This window comes from Bacillus aquiflavi, from assembly GCF_019915265.1.
Classification (GTDB): domain Bacteria; phylum Bacillota; class Bacilli; order Bacillales; family Cytobacillaceae; genus Bacillus_BT; species Bacillus_BT aquiflavi.
This window is the reverse complement of record NZ_CP082780.1, coordinates 2,976,670-2,996,509: the sequence shown is the minus strand read 5'-3', so window position 1 is coordinate 2,996,509 and position 19,840 is coordinate 2,976,670. Positions and strand designations below refer to the sequence as shown.

At 36.6% G+C, this 19,840-nt stretch carries 18 protein-coding genes, 1 tRNA gene and 3 pseudogenes; 20 read left to right on the top strand and 2 right to left on the bottom strand.

The genetic code is table 11. The features are described from left to right. Nucleotides 1–51: 51 nt before the first annotated feature. The 18 genes and pseudogenes from K6959_RS14600 (at nt 52) to K6959_RS14515 (ending at nt 17,064) form a co-directional block, all read left to right on the top strand. Nucleotides 52–999 carry a nucleoside recognition domain-containing protein gene (locus K6959_RS14600; RefSeq protein ID WP_223086848.1) on the top strand — a complete coding sequence of 316 codons (948 nt, stop codon included), beginning with the start codon at nt 52–54 and terminating at the stop codon, nt 997–999. After that, nucleotides 989–1,642: a pyrophosphatase PpaX gene (gene ppaX, locus K6959_RS14595; RefSeq protein ID WP_223086846.1), complete on the top strand. Its 654-nt coding sequence runs from the start codon at nt 989–991 to the stop codon at nt 1,640–1,642. The genes K6959_RS14600 and ppaX overlap by 11 nt, the downstream gene beginning before the upstream one ends. Next, entirely contained in the window at nt 1,639–2,175 is a 537-nt protein-coding gene (locus tag K6959_RS14590) for an acyltransferase (RefSeq protein ID WP_163242211.1), read from the top strand. Before ppaX ends, K6959_RS14590 begins: the two co-directional genes overlap by 4 nt. Before the next feature lie 266 nt (nt 2,176–2,441). Continuing rightward, nucleotides 2,442–3,530: a DUF871 domain-containing protein gene (locus tag K6959_RS14585; protein WP_223086845.1), complete on the top strand. Its 1,089-nt coding sequence runs from the start codon at nt 2,442–2,444 to the stop codon at nt 3,528–3,530. Between the two features lie 478 nt (nt 3,531–4,008). Continuing rightward, nucleotides 4,009–5,197, top strand: a pseudogene (locus tag K6959_RS14580) (ATP phosphoribosyltransferase regulatory subunit). Then, nucleotides 5,194–5,838, top strand: coding sequence for an ATP phosphoribosyltransferase (gene hisG, locus K6959_RS14575; RefSeq protein ID WP_163242214.1), 645 nt, complete (start codon nt 5,194–5,196; stop codon nt 5,836–5,838). The pseudogene K6959_RS14580 and the gene hisG overlap by 4 nt, the downstream one beginning before the upstream one ends. Before the next feature lie 6 nt (nt 5,839–5,844). Continuing rightward, nucleotides 5,845–7,122, top strand: a complete 1,278-nt coding sequence (gene hisD, locus K6959_RS14570) for a histidinol dehydrogenase (RefSeq protein ID WP_163242215.1) — start codon at nt 5,845–5,847, stop codon at nt 7,120–7,122. 263 nt (nt 7,123–7,385) lie between these two features. Then, nucleotides 7,386–7,973: an imidazoleglycerol-phosphate dehydratase HisB gene (hisB, locus tag K6959_RS14565; RefSeq protein WP_163242216.1), complete on the top strand. Its 588-nt coding sequence runs from the start codon at nt 7,386–7,388 to the stop codon at nt 7,971–7,973. Nucleotides 7,974–8,037: 64 nt separating this feature from the next. Further along, nucleotides 8,038–8,766, top strand: a complete 729-nt coding sequence (gene hisA, locus K6959_RS14560; protein WP_163242217.1) for a 1-(5-phosphoribosyl)-5-[(5-phosphoribosylamino)methylideneamino]imidazole-4-carboxamide isomerase — start codon at nt 8,038–8,040, stop codon at nt 8,764–8,766. 51 nt (nt 8,767–8,817) lie between these two features. Then, a complete protein-coding gene (gene hisF / locus K6959_RS14555; RefSeq protein ID WP_163242218.1) occupies nt 8,818–9,582 on the top strand; it encodes an imidazole glycerol phosphate synthase subunit HisF in 765 nt (254 codons plus the stop codon). Then, complete coding sequence (gene hisIE / locus K6959_RS14550) at nt 9,572–10,201, top strand: bifunctional phosphoribosyl-AMP cyclohydrolase/phosphoribosyl-ATP diphosphatase HisIE (RefSeq protein ID WP_163242219.1); 630 nt, start codon at nt 9,572–9,574, stop codon at nt 10,199–10,201. The genes hisF and hisIE overlap by 11 nt, the downstream gene beginning before the upstream one ends. A gap of 196 nt (nt 10,202–10,397) precedes the next feature. Next, nucleotides 10,398–11,882, top strand: coding sequence for a tetratricopeptide repeat protein (locus tag K6959_RS14545; RefSeq protein ID WP_163242220.1), 1,485 nt, complete (start codon nt 10,398–10,400; stop codon nt 11,880–11,882). 93 nt (nt 11,883–11,975) lie between these two features. Continuing rightward, nucleotides 11,976–12,929 (top strand): thioredoxin-disulfide reductase, encoded by a 954-nt coding sequence (gene trxB, locus K6959_RS14540; protein WP_163242221.1) that lies wholly within the window; start codon nt 11,976–11,978, stop codon nt 12,927–12,929. Between the two features lie 433 nt (nt 12,930–13,362). Then, a complete protein-coding gene (locus K6959_RS14535) occupies nt 13,363–13,821 on the top strand; it encodes an 8-oxo-dGTP diphosphatase (RefSeq protein WP_163242222.1) in 459 nt (152 codons plus the stop codon). Between the two features lie 12 nt (nt 13,822–13,833). Beyond that, nucleotides 13,834–14,727: an RNase adapter RapZ gene (gene rapZ / locus K6959_RS14530; protein WP_163242223.1), complete on the top strand. Its 894-nt coding sequence runs from the start codon at nt 13,834–13,836 to the stop codon at nt 14,725–14,727. Then, the gene (locus K6959_RS14525; RefSeq protein WP_223086843.1) at nt 14,724–15,707 is read left to right on the top strand and encodes a gluconeogenesis factor YvcK family protein; all 984 of its coding nucleotides are present in this window, start codon (nt 14,724–14,726) and stop codon (nt 15,705–15,707) included. Before rapZ ends, K6959_RS14525 begins: the two co-directional genes overlap by 4 nt. 123 nt (nt 15,708–15,830) lie before the next feature. Further along, a pseudogene (gene whiA, locus K6959_RS14520) lies at nt 15,831–16,782 on the top strand (DNA-binding protein WhiA). A 24-nt stretch (nt 16,783–16,806) separates the two neighbouring features. Further along, a complete protein-coding gene (locus K6959_RS14515) occupies nt 16,807–17,064 on the top strand; it encodes an HPr family phosphocarrier protein (protein ID WP_163242226.1) in 258 nt (85 codons plus the stop codon). A gap of 515 nt (nt 17,065–17,579) precedes the next feature. Here the strand turns inward: K6959_RS14515 and clpP are convergent. Continuing rightward, entirely contained in the window at nt 17,580–18,176 is a 597-nt protein-coding gene (clpP, locus tag K6959_RS14510; protein WP_163242227.1) for an ATP-dependent Clp endopeptidase proteolytic subunit ClpP, read from the bottom strand. Between the two features lie 383 nt (nt 18,177–18,559). On the opposite strand from clpP, the gene K6959_RS14505 reads away from it, so the two are divergent. Continuing rightward, nucleotides 18,560–18,631: transfer RNA gene (locus K6959_RS14505), tRNA-Arg, on the top strand. A 296-nt stretch (nt 18,632–18,927) separates the two neighbouring features. Further along, nucleotides 18,928–19,107, top strand: a pseudogene (locus K6959_RS14500) (dihydrofolate reductase family protein); the annotation flags it as partial. A gap of 512 nt (nt 19,108–19,619) precedes the next feature. Here K6959_RS14500 and K6959_RS19915 read toward each other — a convergent pair. Further along, the gene (locus K6959_RS19915; protein ID WP_394373042.1) at nt 19,620–19,703 is read right to left on the bottom strand and encodes a hypothetical protein; all 84 of its coding nucleotides are present in this window, start codon (nt 19,701–19,703) and stop codon (nt 19,620–19,622) included. Nucleotides 19,704–19,840 lie beyond the last annotated feature (137 nt).

Genomic DNA, 19,840 nt, shown 5'->3' with positions numbered 1-19,840 from the left:
TGTCGCAATACTTCTTTACTTTTTGAACATAGATGAAGGAGAAACATGCTTATGTTGTTTGGATCGGTAAAAAGGGGTTTACTTAATGGGTTAAAAACAACTTGGATTCTTGGGAAGATTATTTTTCCAGTTACATTAATTGTTAGTATACTTCAGTATACACCTCTATTATCTTGGTTGATCGAACTAATTACCCCGATAATGAAGATATTTGGCTTATCAGGTGATGCAGCCATTCCGCTTGTATTAGGTAATGTACTTAATCTTTACGCAGGAATTGGGGCAATATTAACGCTAGATTTTACAGTAAAGGAAGTATTTTTTATTGCAGTGATGCTTTCTTTTTCTCATAACTTAATTGTTGAATCAAGCGTTGCTCATCGAGTAGGGGTAAAGCTTTCTGTTATGCTAGCTGTTAGAATCGGACTTTCCGTCGTTTCTGCGCTGATGATCAATTTTATTTGGAAAGGCGGTTCAGAAGCAGCAAAATACGGGTTTATCTCGACAAATAATGAGGAAGTCAGTGGACTCGTAAATATTTTGCTTGTTGGACTAGAGAAGGCAAGTCTTGGTATTCTTCAGCTTGTTATCATCGTGATGCCGATGATGGTTGTTATTCAAATTTTAAAAGATTTTAAATGGCTTGCTGTTTTTTCTAAATGGGTGTCACCTTTTACTAGAGCACTTGGAATGAAAGAAAATACATCAACAACGATGGCAGCAGGGTTGTTGTTCGGGTTAGCATACGGTGCTGGGGTGATGATTCAGGCGGTAAAAGAAGATGGTGTTGAGAAAAAAGATTTAACTTTAGCGTTTATTTTTCTTGTAGCATGTCATGCTGTAGTAGAAGATACTTTAATTTTTGTTCCGCTCGGAATTCCTGTTATACCCCTTTTACTGATTCGAGTAATTACAGCCATTTTACTTACACTGGTCGTCGCTTTAATTTGGAAACGTACTGACTTGGTAAAAAGAGAGGAAGCAACCTATGAGCAATAGACTGACAACGATTTTATTTGATTTAGATGGGACATTAATTGATACAAATGAATTAATCATCTCTTCATTTCTTCATACGCTTGAATATTATTATCCAAAAAAAAATAAACGTAAAGATGTATTACCGTTTATGGGGCCGCCGCTTTGGGATACTTTTCATTCATTAAATCCTCATGCGACAGAAGAGATGATTAAAAAATACCGCGAATATAATTTAGCAAATCATGATCGACTCGTGAAAGAATTTAATGGGGTTTATGAAACGGTAGAAACGTTAGCTCACGAAAACTTTAAGCTTGGAATCGTGACAACAAAAGTGCGTGATACTGTGTTAAAGGGATTGAAACTTACAAAGCTGGAGCGATTTTTTGATGTGATCGTTACACTTGATGAGGTTGAAAATGCAAAGCCTCATCCCGAGCCGATTTTTAAAGCGCTCGATTTATTAAAAGCCCGACCAGAGGAAGCTTTAATGGTAGGGGATAATCATCATGATATTTTAGCAGGAAAAAATGCTGGCACGAAAACAGCTGGTGTTGCATGGTCGATGAAAGGAAGAGATCACCTACAGTATTATGAACCGGATTATATATTCGATCATATGGCAGATTTGTTGTCAATCGTTGGAGTGGAAAAAAGATGAGAAAGACGACACGCTTTCAAGTAGAAGGAGCAAATTCTTTATGGCACGTATATAAAACTGTCCCCTTTATAAAGGTCGTCAAAAATTTTATTATTATTCAAATTGCTCGATATACGCCTTTTCTTGGGGTGAAAAACTGGCTGTATCGCAAGTTTTTACGAATGAAGGTCGGTGAAAAAACATCATTTGCCTTAATGGTCATGTTAGATGTCATGTTTCCCGAAAAAATTAGTGTTGGAAATAATACAGTCATTGGCTACAATACGACGATTTTAGCCCATGAGTATTTAATAAAGGAATATCGGCTTGGTGAAGTTCAGATTGGCAATGAAGTGATGATAGGAGCGAATACAACTATTTTACCCGGTATTTCGATTGGTGACAGGGCAATTGTTTCTGCTGGTACACTTGTTCATAAAGATGTTCCTGCTGGCGCATTTGTAGGAGGCAACCCGATGCGAATCATTTATACAAAAGAAGAACTTGAAAAAAGGTGGGAGAATGATCCGATTTACGGGAATCCGCGAAGCTAAATATATGTAATCAAACGATCTAAAATAATTCAGTGCCTAGGATGAGTGAAGCGAATAGACAATCATCCATAAGCTTAGTGCAAGCAACGACGAATGCGGACATTTGTCAACAGTCTAAAACCTTAGTCTACATTTTTGAAAATAAGAGTAAGGTTTTTTTCCGCTCGGTGAAAGAAATGATGCTTCCCGCCAATTGAAAATTTACTTTATAATTAGGAGAAAGAAAAGAACGATCTTTAAAAATTTTATCAGGAGGAATTGAGATAATGAGAAAGCGCCTTGGCATATCTATTTATCCAAACCAATCAACTGTAGAAGAGGATATAGAATATATAAAGCTGGCTAATAAGAACGGATTTGAACGTGTATTTACCTGTCTTCTTTCTGTGGAAGGGGACAAGGAAATAGTTATTGCAAATTATAAAAAAACAATCACTTATGCTAGAGAACTTGGAATGGACGTGATCGCAGATATTAGTCCGTGCGTCTTTACACAGTTAAAGATTGCAGCTGACGATCTTTCATTTTTTAGAGATATAGGAGCAACAGGAATTCGTCTTGACATTGGCTTTACTGGCCAAGAGGAAGCAATGATGACATATAATCCATACGGATTAAAAATCGAACTAAACATGAGTACTGCCACAAAGTATATTGATCATCTTCTCACTTTTCAACCAAACCGAAAGAACTTACTTGGTTGCCATAATTTTTATCCTCATAAATATTCAGGACTTTCATACCCATTTTTCATTGAATGTAGTAAAAAATTTAGCGACCTTGGGATTCGAACAGCTGCATTCGTTTCATCTCCCGAAGCCACTTTTGGACCATGGCCAATTGTCGAGGGACTGCCGACGTTAGAAATGCATCGTGACTTGGCAATAGATGTACAAGCGAAGCATTTATTTGCAACACAAGTTATTGATGATGTGATTATTGGAAATGCGTACGCTTCTGAACATGAGTTAAAGATGCTTGGCAAAATGGATAAGGACTTGATCATTTTTTCGGTGAAGCTGTATGACGGGATATCTAACCTTGAGAGAACAATTGTTTTAGATCGTTTTCATTTTTATCGCGGAGATGTTTCAGATTACATGATACGTTCTACAGGGGGTCGCATAAGTAATCGCACTGGAGAGATTAAACCATTCAATACAAGAAATATGAAAAGGGGAGATGTGTTAATTGATAACGACCTTTATGGACAATATGCGGGCGAGCTGCAAATTGCTTTAAATGATATGGAAAACTCAGGAAAAACAAATGTGGTTGGACGAATTCGTGAAGAGGAAATTTTTTTGTTGGATTACTTACAGCCCTGGGGGAAATTTACGTTTCATAAAATATAATCATCTAAATTGTTAAAAATAACATAACAAAACCTCAAAATGATGGAGTTATTTATGAAGACCTTAATTGACTCATTTTTTTTTCAGTTAAGAACAAAAACTATAAATGATGTTAAAGACTCGTCACAAGGTGGACGAGGTTTTCCAAAAAGAGCAAATGCATTAAAAATTAGAATATTGATATATCAGCATTCTTGAACATAAAAAGGGGCACCTTATAGTCGAAAATCGACTTTTGGACGTTCCCTTACTAAATTCGTTGGATTGAGCCGCCGTTTCCGCGTTTATGCGGATAGAACATATAGTTCATCAGCTTACAACGAAGAACGCGAGTGTTTTCCAATAGTCTAAACTAATATCTATTTTGAGTAAAAATAAATAGTTGACGAAATACGATTTAAGCGATAAACTAACATAAAACTTTATCTTATTAGCGAACTAAAGTAAAATATTTTCTTGATATAAAAGGGTGAATAGAATGGCAAAATTATTTATGTTTGAAAAGCCGCTTGGAATGAGGGATATGTTGCCTCATTTGTATGAACGAAAAAACACAGTCCGTTTATTGATGGAGGAAGAAATAAAAAAATGGGGTTACCAGTTTATCCAAACTCCTATGCTTGAGTATTATGAAACAGTTGGTTCCGCATCGGCTATTCTTGATCAACAACTGTTTAAATTGTTGGATCAGCAAGGACATACCCTCGTTTTGCGTCCAGATATGACAGCACCGATTGCGAGGGTAGCTGCTTCAAGACTGCTGCATAAAGGGCTGCCGCAGCGACTTGCATACTCAGGCAGTGTATTTCGTGCACAGCAGCGAGAAGGGGGACGGCCAGCAGAGTTTGAACAAATTGGGGTTGAATGTATTGGAGATGAAACAATCAGTGCAGATGGCGAAATGATAGCACTAATGATATCAACACTCCAAACAGCTGGCTTAAGCAATTTCCGAATTTCGATCGGTCATATCGGTTTTGTCAATGAACTATTTACCCAAATTCTAGGGACGGAAGAAAGAGCCGAAACACTGAGACGTTTTTTATATGAAAAAAATTATGTAGGCTATCGTGAGCATGTAAAATCTTTATTGCTATCTTCAATCGATAAACAGCGTCTTCTTCGTTTATTAGACTTACAGGGCGGACAGGAAACGATTATTGAAGCTTATAACATTATCGAAAATGAACGAGGCAAAGAATCATTAGAGCAGTTAACCGAGCTTTGGAATGTGATGAAAGATTACGACATGACGGAAAATATCCATTTTGATTTATCCCCTATTTAGTCATATGAACTATTACACTAGCGTCTTATTTGAAGTATATGCAGGAAATGTTGGCTTTCCGATCGGAAACGGCGGACGTTACGATTGTCTTTTGAAAAAGTTCGGTAAAGAAACGGTGGCAACCGGATTTGCCCTTAGGATTGACCGCATATTAGAAGCACTTGGTGAATGGAGAAAGGATAGCCCAGTCCCAGTCCATTGTATTTTATTTAGTGACGAAAGGCGAAAAGAAGCGTTTAATAAGGCTGCAAAAGAACGAGAGAATGGAAAACGAATTGTACTGCAAAATATTAATGGAGTTAAAAACATAGATGATTGTACGAATGAATTTTCAGATGTCAGCTTTTTAATTGGAAAAGGAGAGAAGGAGCAAAGATGAGTGAAATAATAACAATTGCAATGCCGAAAGGGCGAATATTTAATGAAGCCGTTGAATTGCTCCGAAAAGCGGATTACCGTCTTCCTCCAGAGTTTGATGACTCAAGGAAACTGATTATAGACGTGGAAGAAGAAGCACTGCGGTTTATTTTGGCAAAGCCAATGGATGTTCCCACTTATGTAGAACATGGAGTAGCGGATATCGGTATTGCTGGAAAAGACGTGATGCTTGAAGAAGAGCGTGATGTGTATGAACTGTTAGATTTAAAAATTAGTCATTGTTATTTAGCTGTTGCTGGCTTGCCAAATTCTAAAATGAGTGATATTGCTCCCAAAGTAGCTACAAAATATCCAAATGTGGCATCATCGTATTTTCGAGAAAAGGGAGAACAAGTCGAAATTATAAAATTAAACGGTTCTATTGAATTAGCTCCGCTAATCGGACTAGCTGATCGAATCGTCGACATTGTGTCTACCGGTAGAACGCTAAAGGAAAATGGCTTAGTGGAATATGAACAGATTATTAATATTTCTTCAAGATTAATAGCTAATCCAGTTAGTTATCGGATGAATGATTCCCGTATTAACGAACTCGTCAAACGACTTAGCAACGTCGTTGACCTCGTTGATGTGAAAGGATGAGGATCAATGGAAATTTTACAAGTGACAAATAATTTATCAATTAAGCGCTCGATTGATACAGGAACTGACGAACAGCGAGATGTTGTCAAAGAAATTATTAAAGATGTCCGGCAAAAAGGGGACGAAGCTGTACGGTTTTATACGAAAAAATTTGATCAATCGAGTCTGTTGACTTTTTTAATAAAAGAAGAAGAAATTGCTGAAGCATATGAATCGTTAGATGATTCTTCTATCGCCATTATAAAAGAAGCGGCTGAAAATATTCGATCATTTCATCAGAAGCAGCTCCGCTCATCCTGGATTACAACAGAAGAAAACGGAACGATTCTCGGGCAAAAAATAACACCCATTGATTCAGTTGGCGTGTACGTTCCAGGAGGAACAGCTGCTTATCCTTCATCTGTTCTGATGAATGTAATCCCTGCAAAAGTAGCAGGAGTAAAACGAATTGTCATGGTTTCACCGCCGAACAAATTAGGAAAGCTTCCAGCGGCAGTTTTAGTCGCTGCACACGAAGCAGGAGTGGAAGAAATTTATAAGATCGGCGGAGCACAAGCAATTGGTGCCCTTGCTTATGGGACGGAAACAATTCAACGTGTCGATAAAATTGTCGGACCTGGGAATATTTATGTTGCTTTAGCGAAACGTGAAGTGTTTGGCGATGTAGATATTGACATGATTGCAGGACCAAGTGAAATTGTCGTCTTGGCTGATGAGACAGCGTATCCACATGAGGTAGCCGCAGATCTCTTATCCCAAGCAGAACATGATCCGCGAGCTTGTAGTATTCTTGTTACCCCGTCTAATACACTTGCTCAAGCAGTCGCAAAGGAAGTTTCAGAACAGCTTGCTAAGCTTCCACGCAAGAGTATTGCGGCTGAGTCGATTCATAATTATGGAGTTATTTACGTGGCAAATGGGATTGATGAGGCAATTGATGTTGTAAATGAGTTAGCACCAGAGCATTTAGAAGTGATGCTGGAAAATGGAATGGAAATGATCGGAAAAATCCGTCATGCGGGAGCTATATTTATCGGAAGATGGAGTTCAGAACCTGTCGGTGATTATTTCGCTGGACCTAATCATGTGTTACCTACTAATGGAACAGCGCGGTTCTCAAGCCCATTAAACGTAGATGATTTTCAAAAAAAGTCAAGTATCATTTCATATAGTGAAAAAGCATTGCGTCATAACGGACACAAAATTGCACAATTTGCACGATTAGAAGGTTTAGAAGCACATGCTCGTGCGGTTGAAGCAAGGTTTAAAAAAACGAATATTTAATCTTTCGATTGAGCTTGTAGACAAAGTCATTATGATTTGAAGCACATGCTCGAAAGACTGATTGAACACGCTTGTCTTGTCAGTTGAAGTGCACAGTACGAGGCGAAAACGAATAGAACTCGCAGTTCATGAGCTTACAACGAAGAATGCGTTTGTCAACCATCGGAAACGAATATGTAATATTGCGATGAAAAAATCGTTATTCATTAATTTACATATAGCGATTAAAATAGAATGCTTGTTTTAAATTGGAGGGTTGCTAAATGGTTAGAAGCGCTGAAATTAAGCGTAAAACTAGTGAAACAGACATTAAATTAAAACTAGAAATAGATGGGGACGGAAAAAGTGAACTGGCAACACCCGTTCCTTTTCTAACGCATATGCTTGATGCGTTTGCAAGACATGGACAGTTTAATCTATTTGTTAATGCGAATGGAGATGTTGACATTGATGGTCATCATACGACAGAGGATATAGGGATTTGTCTAGGTCAAGCATTTGTCAATGCACTTGGAGATAAAAGAGGCATTAAGCGGTATGGAAATTCTTTTGTGCCAATGGATGAGGCATTAGCACAAGTAGTTGTCGATTTAAGTAACCGCCCACACTTAGAAATAAGGGCAAATTTCCCGTCACAAAAGGTTGGGACATTTGATACAGAGCTCGTCCATGAATTTTTATGGAAGTTTGCACTGGAAGCAAGAATGAACTTACATGTCATTGTTCATTACGGTCAAAATACGCATCATATAATTGAAGCTATCTTTAAGGCACTTGGCCGGGCTTTAGACGAAGCGACAACAATCGATCCGCGCATTAAAGGAATTCCCTCTACAAAAGGAATGCTGTAAAGGTGAAATATGATATGGCTTCAAAATGAAAGAAGCAAAACATTTTGGAAAGTAGGTCATAAGCATGAGTTTTACGATCTATCCCGCAATTGATATGAGAGGGGGACGCTGTGTCCGTCTTTTGCAAGGTGATTATGAAAAGGAAACAGTATACGGTGACTCACCTTTTATAATGGCACAACGGTTTGAAGAAGAAGGCGCTAAATGGGTTCATATGGTAGATTTGGATGGTGCAAAGGATGGGAAACGTGTAAATGATCAATTTGTAATTGAAACGGCGCAAAAATTGAACTGTCATATACAAATTGGTGGGGGCATTCGGACTGAAAGAGATATTGTTCATTATTTAGAAAACGGTGTCAGCCGAGTAATTATTGGCAGTGCCGCTGTTGCTAATCCTGAATTTGCTGTTGAAATGCTGAGGAAATATGGGAGCAGGCTTGCAATTGGAATAGATGCAAAAAACGGGTTTGTTGCAACTAATGGCTGGCTTAATACTTCCTCAGTAAAAGCAGTTGATTTAGGAAAGCGATTTGTCGATGCAGGAGCAGAAACTTTTATTTTTACTGATATTGCTACTGATGGCACGCTTCAAGGACCGAATATAAAAGCGATAGAAGAAATGGCAATTGCAACAGGGAAACGCGTAATTGCTTCAGGAGGAGTAAGCAGCCTATCTGATTTAATATCTTTAAAAAAGCTCGCTCATCTGGGAGTCAGCGGAGTCATTGTTGGCAAAGCAATTTACGAAAATCGCTTTACTGTTTCAGAAGCAATAAGGGCAGTGCAATAATAAATTTAGTTTCCTAGAAAGATTGCACAATATAAAAAGAGGTGAGCATAAGTGGAAACGAAACGAATCATACCTTGTCTTGATGTAAAGGATGGGAGAGTTGTAAAGGGAATTAAGTTTGTTCAACTGCGAGATGCAGGTGATCCGGTTGAATTTGCTAATTTTTATGATAAGGAAGGTGCCGATGAACTTGTTTTTCTTGATATTTCTGCTTCAAGCGAAGGAAGAAAAACGATGACGGAAATTGTTCAAGCGGTTGCCGATCAAATATCGATTCCACTTACTGTTGGCGGGGGAATTAATACGCTTGAAGATATAAAGCGGATTTTGCACGCTGGTGCAAATAAAGTGTCGATAAATACGGCGGCTGTTAAGAATCCCGAATTAATCAAAGAGGGTGCGGATTGTTTCGGTTCAAAAAGTATTGTTATAGCGATTGATGCAAAATATGATAAAGACCTAGGCTCTTGGCGTGTTTACACGCATGGCGGTACAAAACAGACTAAATGGGAAGTTGTTGAATGGGCTAAGGAAGCCGTTAACTATGGAGCTGGAGAGATTTTGTTAACTAGTATAGATTGTGACGGTGAAAAAAATGGCTTTGATATTGAGTTAACTAGGTTAGTGAGTGAATCTGTACATGTACCAGTCGTTGCTTCAGGTGGAGCTGGCGAGAGGGAGCATTTTATTAAAGTATTAACAGAAGGAAAAGCAAATGCAGCATTAGCAGCCTCAATTTTTCATTATAAAGAAACGTCAGTGAAGGAAATTAAGTCGTTCCTAAAAGAAAGAGGAGTGAATGTAAGTGAACGTTGATGAAATTCAATTTGATGTTAATGGTTTAGTGCCAGCAATAGTCCAAGACTGGAAGACAAAAGAAGTATTGACTCTTGCCTATATGAATAAGGAATCTATCCAAAAATCAATTGAATCGGGAGAAACATGGTTTTATAGCCGTTCTCGGCAAAAGTTATGGCATAAAGGAGAAACGAGCGGTCATATTCAAAAAATAATTGATATGCAGCTTGACTGTGATCAGGATGCCATCCTTCTCTTTGTTGCACCACAGGGGCCTGCATGTCATACTGGAACAACAAGTTGTTTTGCTGAAAGTGATAAAATCAAGCAAATGTCAATTGACAGTATACAAACATATGAAATTTTAAATACGTTAGAGAAAGTAATTGAAGAGCGAGACGAACAACGTCCAGAAGGTGCTTATACAACTTACTTATTCGAAAAAGGGATAGATAAAATATTAAAAAAAGTAGGTGAAGAAGCAGCTGAGGTTATTATTGCGGCAAAAAATAGAAGTGAAGAAGAACTAAAATGGGAAGCGGCTGATTTAATTTATCATTTATTTGTATTGTTAAGAGAACAGCGGCTCTCATTTTCAAAAGTATTAAACGTATTAGAAAAGCGTCACCAAGAATAACAATGATCATTTAAGGCAATCGATCAGGCGAAATAACTTTTGGCTACAACCTAAAGCGCTATTAAGCGCTTTTTTATATTCTTTTGTAGCCTGATGAACTGTTGGAAAATTTTGAGCAAGTCAGGTAAGAATCCTTCTCGTTTTGTTTAAACATATGGTATACTACTTTAATGAATATTTTAATTTGGAGGACTTCATGGGTAAAAACTCTCAAGCAAGACAGCAAATGGGGAAGATACTTTCCTTTATCCCTACAGGAGAATATTATTTTACGAAGGGTGTAAAAGCATACCACCGTCGTGATTTTCATAAAGCGATTAAATATTTATTACGTGCTACACAGCTTGAACCGGGAGAACCAATGATATTATGTCAACTTGCGCTTGTTTATACAGAAACGGCACAATACCGTGAATCAAACGAACTTTTACATGAAATTGTTGAAGAATTAGATGAAGAAATGGTTGAATGTCATTATTTTTTGGCAAATAATTATGCTCACCTTGGTCTATTTAGGGAGGCAGCTAACCATGCAAATCTTTATTTGAAGTACGATGAAGATGGAGAGTTTGTAGAAGATGCGGAAGATTTGCTTGAACTTTTATCTTTAGAAGCGGATGAAGATTATTTTGTAGAAGATGATTTAATTATTCAACAAGAAGAAGCGAAGCAGCTGCTTGAATCTGGGAAGTTTGCCGAAGTTGTTACATTATTAAAAAAAATGATTAATGAATACCCTGAGTTCTGGCCGGCGTATAATAATTTAGCACTTGCTTACTTTTACTTAGGTGAAATTGAAAAGTCAGCAATGATATTACAGGAAGTATTGGAACGAAATGAAGGTAATTTGCACGCTCTTTGTAACAGTTTAGTTTTTTTACATTATCAGAATCGGTATGATGAAGTGAATAAATTGGCTGATATGCTTGAGAAGGTAAAACCTTTACTACAGGAGCATCAATTCAAACTTGGAGCTACTTTTGCATTAATAGGCCGGTATAAAATTGCCTATCTTTGGCTGCGCAGATTGCAAAAGTACGGTTTTGATGGAAACGAGGCTTTTTATTATTGGCTTTCCTATTCAGCCTACCATATAGGAAAAGAAGAAAGAGCCAGAGAAGCTTGGGAAAAAACGATAAAGTTGAATCCAGAAAAAATCGGATTGGAACCATGGAATCAGTTGCATATCCAAGCCGAGCATTTGGAGGAAAATTTTACATATATATCGACGCATCTTAACAGTCAATATATAGAAGAAAGGTTATTTGCACTTTTTTTAATTGCAATTTCAACTAATAAGGATCAAATGTTACAAATAGTAACATTTGAAAATGAGACAGCTTCATCTTTTGAAAGAGAATATATGACATTTATCAAAACAGGAGCGTCATTTTCATCAATAAAGGATGCTCATGAAACCGCAAAAAACCTTTATAAGCACTATCACCCAGTTAATGTTCTTGAATCCGGCTTATATTTAATGTGGTTTTCGATATTTGTAGAAGCATTGCAAAAAGGAATGAACCTAAAAAATCCGAAAGCTTGGGCAGCAGCAGTTGAATACGTATGGTCTAAACTTCGTGACGAAAAGATTCCCCAAAGTAAAATAGCTGAAAAGTATAATGTTTCCTCTTCAACTGTTCAAAAATATGTCAAAATGGTTAATTTTTGTTTACAGTAAGCAATATTTTGGACTTAACATCTCATATTTTATAGGATATTAGTAGTGAGGTAATACTATGAGTGGGATGTTCTTAATAAGGAGTGAAACAACATGTCAGCAGAAGTGAAGATTTACGATGTGATTATTGCTGGAGCAGGCCCAGCTGGAATGACAGCAGCTGTATACACTTCACGAGCAAATCTCTCAACATTAATGATTGAGCGTGGAGTTCCAGGTGGTCAAATGGCCAATACTGAAGAAGTGGAAAACTATCCTGGATATGATCATATTTTAGGACCTGAGCTTTCAACAAAAATGTTTGATCATGCAAAAAAATTTGGTGCAGAATATGCATATGGCGATATTAAAGAAATTATCAACGGTGAAGAATACAAAACAGTTGTTGCAGGGTCGAAAGAATATAAAGCGCGCGCCGTTATTATTTCCACTGGTGCTGAGTATAAACACCTTGGAATACCTGGCGAAAAAGAACTCACAGGACGCGGAGTTTCCTACTGCGCTGTGTGCGATGGTGCCTTCTTTAAAAATAAAGAACTTGTCGTTGTTGGAGGAGGCGATTCCGCTGTAGAAGAAGGGGTTTATTTAACCCGCTTTGCTTCTAAAGTAACGATTGTCCATCGCCGTAACGAACTACGGGCACAAAAAATTCTTCAAAAACGGGCATTTGAAAATAATAAAATCGATTTTATTTGGAGCCATACTGTAAAACAAGTAAATGAACATGATGGTAAGGTTGGCAGCTTAACACTCGTTTCTACAGAAACAGGTGAAGAGCGAGAGTTTAAAACAGACGGTGTATTTATTTATATTGGAATGGTTCCGTTAACTGAACCGTTTAAAAATTTGGGTATTACAAACGAAAGCGGTTATATCGAAACAAACGATCAAATGGAAACAAAAGTTAAAGGTATTTTCGCAGCAGGAGACGTACGTGAAAAAACATTACGTCAAATAGTAACTGCAACTGGTGACGGCAGTATAGCTGCTCAAAGTGCTCAGCACTATATAGAAGAATTAATGGAAAAACTTAAAACGAAAGCTTAAAAGCATAGCTCGTGAAGCCTATATATCTTCACGAGCTTTAATATTTATTTATCGTGATTCAGCCCTTTTGGGTGATATTTTTCCCCTCTTTTGCAATAAAATACAAATAAATAGATATAACATATGAATTTTTCATTTACAAAAAAGTCACTTTGTTTTAACTCTTCTGTAACAGGTGTGAAATAAAATTCCGTTATGATAAAAATAGAAATTGACCCCCTTTTAAAATATATTCCTTTAGTCGACACGGGTAAAACTGTGTCTTTTTTTATTGTCGAAAAAAGAAATAAATTGGTAAAGGAATTGTCATTTGTTTACTTTCATATTCGTTGTGACTACATAGGAAAGGTAGTATAATATAAAGGAGTATGAATGCTTTTAAAATCCTTTAAAGCTGAATCCCAAAAAGGTTGGTTTATCTGAGGTGATAAAAGTGCAACGGGTCACAAACTGTGTGCTGCAGAAAGATGATAAAATATTGATGTTGCAAAAACCCCGTCGTGGTTGGTGGGTTGCTCCTGGTGGAAAAATGGAATCAGGAGAGTCCATAAAGGATTCCTGTGTTCGAGAATACCGCGAAGAAACAGGGATTTACTTACGGAATCCCGTAATCAAAGGAATTTTTACATTCATTATGAAAGACGGTGATCGTGTGATTTCAGAATGGATGATGTTTACATTTTTTGCTACAGAGGCAGATGGCATTCATATGAATGAATCACAAGAAGGTAAGTTAGCTTGGCAGCCTGTCGATCATATCAAAAATCTACCCATGGCTGCAGGAGATTATCATATACTTGACTACATGATTCATGGACAAGGTATCATATATGGAACATTTACCTATACACCAGAATTTGAACTGCTAAGCTATCGGCTTGATCCAAATTGAGGAGGAAATCGGATGAGTACCGGGGCGATGAGCGATATTGAAATGGTAATTATTACAGGAATGTCTGGGGCAGGAAAAACTGTTGCAATTAGAAGCTTTGAAGATTTAGGTTATTTTTGTGTTGATAATTTGCCGCCAACATTATTACCAAAATTTCTTGAACTGATGAAAGAGTCAGGGAATAAGATGAATAAAGTAGCACTCGTGATGGATTTACGCGGACGGGAGTTTTTTGACCATTTATTTATAGCTCTTGACGATTTATCGGAGACATCATGGGTGACGCCACAAATTCTTTTTTTAGACGCTGATGACGAAACGCTTGTTCGGCGTTATAAAGAATCGAGACGCTCCCACCCGTTATCTCCTTCCGGTCTTCTTCTTGAAGGGATAAAGCATGAGAGGCGACTTCTCGAGGAATTAAAAGGGAGAGCTCAGCTTATTTATAATACTTCCCAACTAAAACCGCGGGAATTGCGCGAAAAGATCTTAAAAGAATTTTCAGCAAACAAGCAAGCAACATTTATTGTTAATTTGATGTCATTTGGATTTAAATATGGCTTGCCAATTGACGCCGATCTAGTTTTTGATGTGCGTTTTTTGCCAAATCCTCATTATGTTGATCATATGAGACCAAAAACTGGTTTAGATGATGAAGTATCTAACTATGTTTTAAAATGGAATGAAACTCAGAAATTTCTTGAAAAATTAACTGATTTATTAAATTTTATGCTCCCACATTACAAACGAGAAGGAAAAGCTCAGCTCGTTATTGCGATTGGATGTACGGGGGGGCAGCATCGGTCTGTTGCGTTGGCGGAGTATATAAGTCATTACTATCAAGATGAATACCATACGCGCATTACTCACCGTGATATTGAGAGGAGAAAGGAATTAACAACATGATCGGAAATAGAGAGCCAAGAATTGTCATCATCGGAGGTGGAACAGGATTGCCAGTATTGCTGCGGGGCTTAAAGCAGTATCCAGTTGATATTACGGCAATTGTTACTGTCGCTGATGATGGAGGCAGTTCAGGACGACTGAGAGAGGGTATGGATATTCCTCCTCCAGGTGATATCCGTAATGTATTGGCAGCGCTTTCTGATGTAGAGCCGTTAATTGAAGAGATATTTCAGCATCGTTTTACTACTTCCAATGAGCTTTCAGGACATTCTCTTGGGAATCTCATCTTAGCAGCGATGACCTCGATAACAGGGGATTTTGTTCACGCTATTAAAGTGATGAGTAAAGTACTAAATGTTAGGGGAAAAGTACTTCCTGCGGCTAATCAAATTGCTGATCTTCATGCAGAAATGACTGACGGAACTATCGTATCTGGAGAATCTAGAATCCCTGTAGCGGGAAAACGAATAAAAAAAGTCTTTTTAACACCAAAGGAAATTAGTCCGCTTCCTGAGACAGTTCATGCCATTAGACAGGCAGATTTAATTATTATCGGTCCAGGGAGCTTATACACTAGTATTTTGCCAAATCTCCTTGTACCTAAGCTAGGAAACGAAGTATGCAGATCAAAAGCCAAAAAAGTTTATATTTGTAATCTCATGACACAAGCAGGCGAAACACATCAGTATACAGCGAGTGAGCATGTGAAGGCAATTTATGATCATATGAAGTGTACATTTATTGATACGATCCTTGTGAACAGCAAGCAAATACCAAGAGAGATTCTTAAACCCTATCATGAAGAATTTGCCAATCAAGTTTTCTGTGATCATAACAAATTATATGAACTTGGTATAGAAGTTGTCGGCGGGGATCTTGTAACATTTGAAGACGGTGTTATTCGACATGACACAAAATTAGTTGCGAGTATTTTATATTCTATGCTTATTCATGAAACTAAAAAAAACTTTAATGCTTAGAAAAAAATATAGCTTCATTATTCGGTTTTTCTCTTAAATGGTGATACGAGAAAAGGAGTTTTTCTATCATCAAAGAGGATAATAATTAAAGAAAAAAGGGTTTTGTTAATAGGGGGTGAAGGGATGTCTTTCGCTTCGGAAACAAAAAAAGAATTGACAAACTTAGAAATTAAGGACTGCTGTGGAAAAGCTGAATTATCGGCTTTAATTCGAATGAACGGTTCACTCTCTTTTTCTAATCAGAAGCTTGTCGTCGACATCCAAACGGAAAATGCGGCGATTGCAAGAAGAATATACACATTGTTAAAAAAATTCTATCCTATTCAAGTTAAACTCCTCGTTCGAAAGAAAATGCGTCTAAAAAAGAACAATGTCTATATCGTTCGATTAACTGAACAGGCAAAGACAGTTTTAACAGATTTAAAAAAAAATTAAGGAAGATTTTATATTTATACAAGGAATCTCCAATGAGCTTATCAAAAAGAAATGTTGTATGCGCTCGTATTTAAGAGGAGCTTTTTTAGCGGGTGGCTCGGTTAATAACCCAGAAACCTCTTCTTATCATTTAGAAATCTTTTTAATGTATAAAGAGCATAATGAATCATTGAGTAATTTGATGAATAAGTTCAACTTAAATAGTAAAACGCTAGAACGGAAAAAAGGGTTTATCACATATTTAAAAGAAGCAGAAAAAATTTCTGAATTTCTAAATATTATTGGCGCTCACAATGCTTTACTACATTTTGAGGATGTCCGAATTGTCAGAGACATGAGAAACTCGGTAAATCGATTAGTTAATTGTGAAACAGCGAACTTAAATAAAACAATAAGTGCTGCGTTAAGGCAAGTTGAAAATATTAAATATATAGAACAAACGGTAGGGCTCCACGTTTTACCTGAAAAATTAAGAGAAATAGCTGAACTGCGAGTTGCTTACCAAGATGTCACGTTAAATGAACTAGGGGAAATGGTTAGTGGTGGTAAAATAAGTAAATCGGGAATTAATCACCGCTTACGTAAGATTGACGAAATAGCTGACAAGCTTCGGGCTGGAGAATCAATTTCAATTAAATAGATAATGGAATTTGGAGGAATTATCATGGTGGAAAAAGAAGTGGAAATACGATTGAAAACTGGGCTGCAAGCGCGTCCTGCAGCGTTGTTTGTTCAGGAAGCGAATCGATTTTCTTCAGAAATATTTCTAGAAAAGGATGGTAAGAAGGTAAATGCGAAGAGCATTATGGGTTTAATGAGTTTAGCCATCGGTTCTGGCTCTTTAGTAAAAATAAGTGCAACTGGTCACGATGAATTAGAGGCATTAGAAGTACTTACAAAATTTACCCAAAAAGAGGGATAAGCTAGAAAACGACAAGACTCGCTTCAATTTAGAAGCGAGTCTCAGATTGTTGACAAACGGCTCGCATTCTTCGTTACTTGCACTTCATTATAAGCTTATGAACGACCGTTCTATTCCTTCTCCCTCAACTGACAAACGCTTTTAATTCAGTCTTTCGAGAATTTACTTCAAATATTACTTTTCTACAAGCTGAGACCCGCTGCTGTGGTTTTTAACTCTATGTCATAGGGCATGCCAATACATGTGACCTTGGATTTAAAGCATTCAACACCTGAACTATGCGGAGCCAGAGATGAACACAGTATGTCACGAGTAGGAAGATGTCTGGAGAATACTTAAATATGAGAAATCCTATTTGAATAAATCCGAAACATTTGAAGGGCTTTGTGAAGCAATAGAAGAATATATTTGAAAGATATTAAAAATAATAAAACGGCTTTAGCCCTATAAAATATAGATTTAAAGCCGCTTAACTCATTTTTTATTTCCCCTGTCAAATTGACAGGGGGAGTTCATTATTTTTTATCTAATGAATTTCGGGAAATAATATGGTCGATTAAACCGTATTCAAGCGCTTTTTCAGCTGTCATAAAGTTGTCTCGATCTGTATCTCGTTGAATGACTTCAAGCGGTTGTCCTGTACGCTCTGCAAGAATATGGTTAAGTTTGTCTCGTAAAAACAGAATTCGCTTTGCGGCAATTTCAATTTCAGTTGCTTGCCCTTGCGCTCCGCCAAGCGGTTGATGAATCATCACTTCACTGTTAGGTAAACAATAACGTTTGCCTTTTGTTCCTGCTGCTAATAAGAATGCTCCCATTGAAGCAGCTATTCCAATACAAATTGTTTGAATGTTTGGTTTAATAAATTGCATTGTATCAAAAATAGCCATCCCAGCAGTAATACTTCCTCCTGGGCTATTAATGTAAATAGATATGTCTTTTTCAGGGTTTTCTGCTTCTAAAAATAATAATTGAGCGACAATTGAATTTGCAACCTGATCGTCTATTGCACTGCCTAGCATAATAATCCGGTCTTTTAACAGACGAGAATAAATATCGTATGCACGTTCTCCTCGATTTGTTTGTTCAATAACAGTAGGGATTAAATTCATATTTCCTTTCCTCCTTAAAATAGAGTTTAATTTCGCTAGGAAAGTTATTCCAACGAAAGAAGATAATTGTACTTATTATTAATATTACACTGATGGTCAATTAAGGTCAAAAAAAAAGCACTATAAATTTGAAGAAAAATAATATCTGTTTCCCATCTTATCCTTTAGGCAAAATTTTAAACAATATCTCCAACTTTTTAAGTAAAAATGAGATATTAATTTAGTATATGTTTTACTTTTAGACGTAATGTTACAATTCATTTAAAATTAAAATCCAAGCCTCATCATTAAGCGGCTTGCTAATGATTTTTATGGAAGGAAATAAGACTTGCATATTGTTTGAATATAACATATAATATTTAGCGTACGTTAACAGCCATTTTGCCCTCGTGGTGCAACGGATAGCACGTGAGATTCCGGTTCTCAAAATGTGGGTTCGATTCCTGCCGAGGGCGCTTTAAGGTAAATATGTAAAAAATTTGGTTCATCATAAAACACTCGAAAATGTTGTGATATCATATCAATGTTTCGTGTGTTTTTTATATTTTGTACAATCCGGTTTAAAAACTTTTTACACAAACTCATATACTCTTTGTATCTTCTTCTTGCAATTCTTTTTTGACAGTGTACATAATCCTCATAATAGGATCAATGATCGAATGTCCTAATCGTTTCGAAATTGGGAACACTATTCGATTACTGCGCCCTTCGTTTAATCATGTTTTATGCTTTTCTCGGTTATACAAGACGATTAATGACTTTTGCAAATTTAGGGCTTGTTGATGAATAGAGGTTACTTATTCACCCAGTTGTATTGGAAGAAGGAAAACCATTGTTTATTGATATAAAACGGAGGATGAATGTAAAAATGGTTAATACTAGAACATTCTTTTCTGGTGTTGTGCAAATAATCTATCAATTTAAACGGTAATTAATAAAATCGCTCACTCCAAAAATAATGGTTCTCAACCAGATTGTTGGCGCTATAGGATGCCGGCAAGTAAGCAGGTGCTACCCGTTATCGTTAAAAAACATATATACTATTGATAAGAGTTTTCCAAAAAAACTTTCTAATACCATATAAGCAGATCAAAAGAATCTTATTCTGCATCTATTGTTTGCATTCCCATAGCTTGAGCATATTCATTAATCTCTTTGATTAAATTAGGTCTATAGATCGATATTGCTCCATGTATTTGTCTTTCATTATTAGGATATATATATTCTGGGAATATAAAAAATTTATTTGGTCCATCTTTTTTATTATATATTCATTTCCTTCAAACTCTCCACATCTGATATGATACGACGTTATAAAGGAGATTATCTCTTCATATAGCTCCTGTGTGTTAATTTCTGACTGTAAAAAACTTTCTAAAATATTCATTAATAATCTTACCTTCTATTGTAGTTGTTCTTTTATCTTTTTCTTTCTTTAATATTTTAATTTCTCCCAGAATCATAGTCTAAAAAATTTAATAAATAGTTTAAAAATACGCTTTTTCCAGCACCGTTGTTTCCTAAAATTGCTGTTACACAACATTCATTAATATGTAAATTTAAATGATTTAAAACCTTTTTGATTCCAAAACGTTTATTTAATTGATTGACCTCGATTCATTGTGTGACCACATCCTATGATTTTAGCTCTATTATTTCATAAT

Coding starts and splice junctions, on each gene's coding strand:
- hisA (WP_163242217.1), top strand. CDS start 8,038: ATGAGTTTTACGATCTATCCCGCAATTGATATGAGAGGGGGACGCTGT.
- clpP (WP_163242227.1), bottom strand. CDS start 18,176: ATGAATTTAATCCCTACTGTTATTGAACAAACAAATCGAGGAGAACGT.
- K6959_RS14515 (WP_163242226.1), top strand. CDS start 16,807: ATGGTGGAAAAAGAAGTGGAAATACGATTGAAAACTGGGCTGCAAGCG.
- K6959_RS14590 (WP_163242211.1), top strand. CDS start 1,639: ATGAGAAAGACGACACGCTTTCAAGTAGAAGGAGCAAATTCTTTATGG.
- K6959_RS14525 (WP_223086843.1), top strand. CDS start 14,724: ATGATCGGAAATAGAGAGCCAAGAATTGTCATCATCGGAGGTGGAACA.
- hisB (WP_163242216.1), top strand. CDS start 7,386: ATGGTTAGAAGCGCTGAAATTAAGCGTAAAACTAGTGAAACAGACATT.
- K6959_RS14600 (WP_223086848.1), top strand. CDS start 52: ATGTTGTTTGGATCGGTAAAAAGGGGTTTACTTAATGGGTTAAAAACA.
- rapZ (WP_163242223.1), top strand. CDS start 13,834: ATGAGTACCGGGGCGATGAGCGATATTGAAATGGTAATTATTACAGGA.
- trxB (WP_163242221.1), top strand. CDS start 11,976: ATGTCAGCAGAAGTGAAGATTTACGATGTGATTATTGCTGGAGCAGGC.
- hisD (WP_163242215.1), top strand. CDS start 5,845: ATGGAAATTTTACAAGTGACAAATAATTTATCAATTAAGCGCTCGATT.
- hisG (WP_163242214.1), top strand. CDS start 5,194: ATGAGTGAAATAATAACAATTGCAATGCCGAAAGGGCGAATATTTAAT.
- K6959_RS14545 (WP_163242220.1), top strand. CDS start 10,398: ATGGGTAAAAACTCTCAAGCAAGACAGCAAATGGGGAAGATACTTTCC.
- ppaX (WP_223086846.1), top strand. CDS start 989: ATGAGCAATAGACTGACAACGATTTTATTTGATTTAGATGGGACATTA.
- K6959_RS14585 (WP_223086845.1), top strand. CDS start 2,442: ATGAGAAAGCGCCTTGGCATATCTATTTATCCAAACCAATCAACTGTA.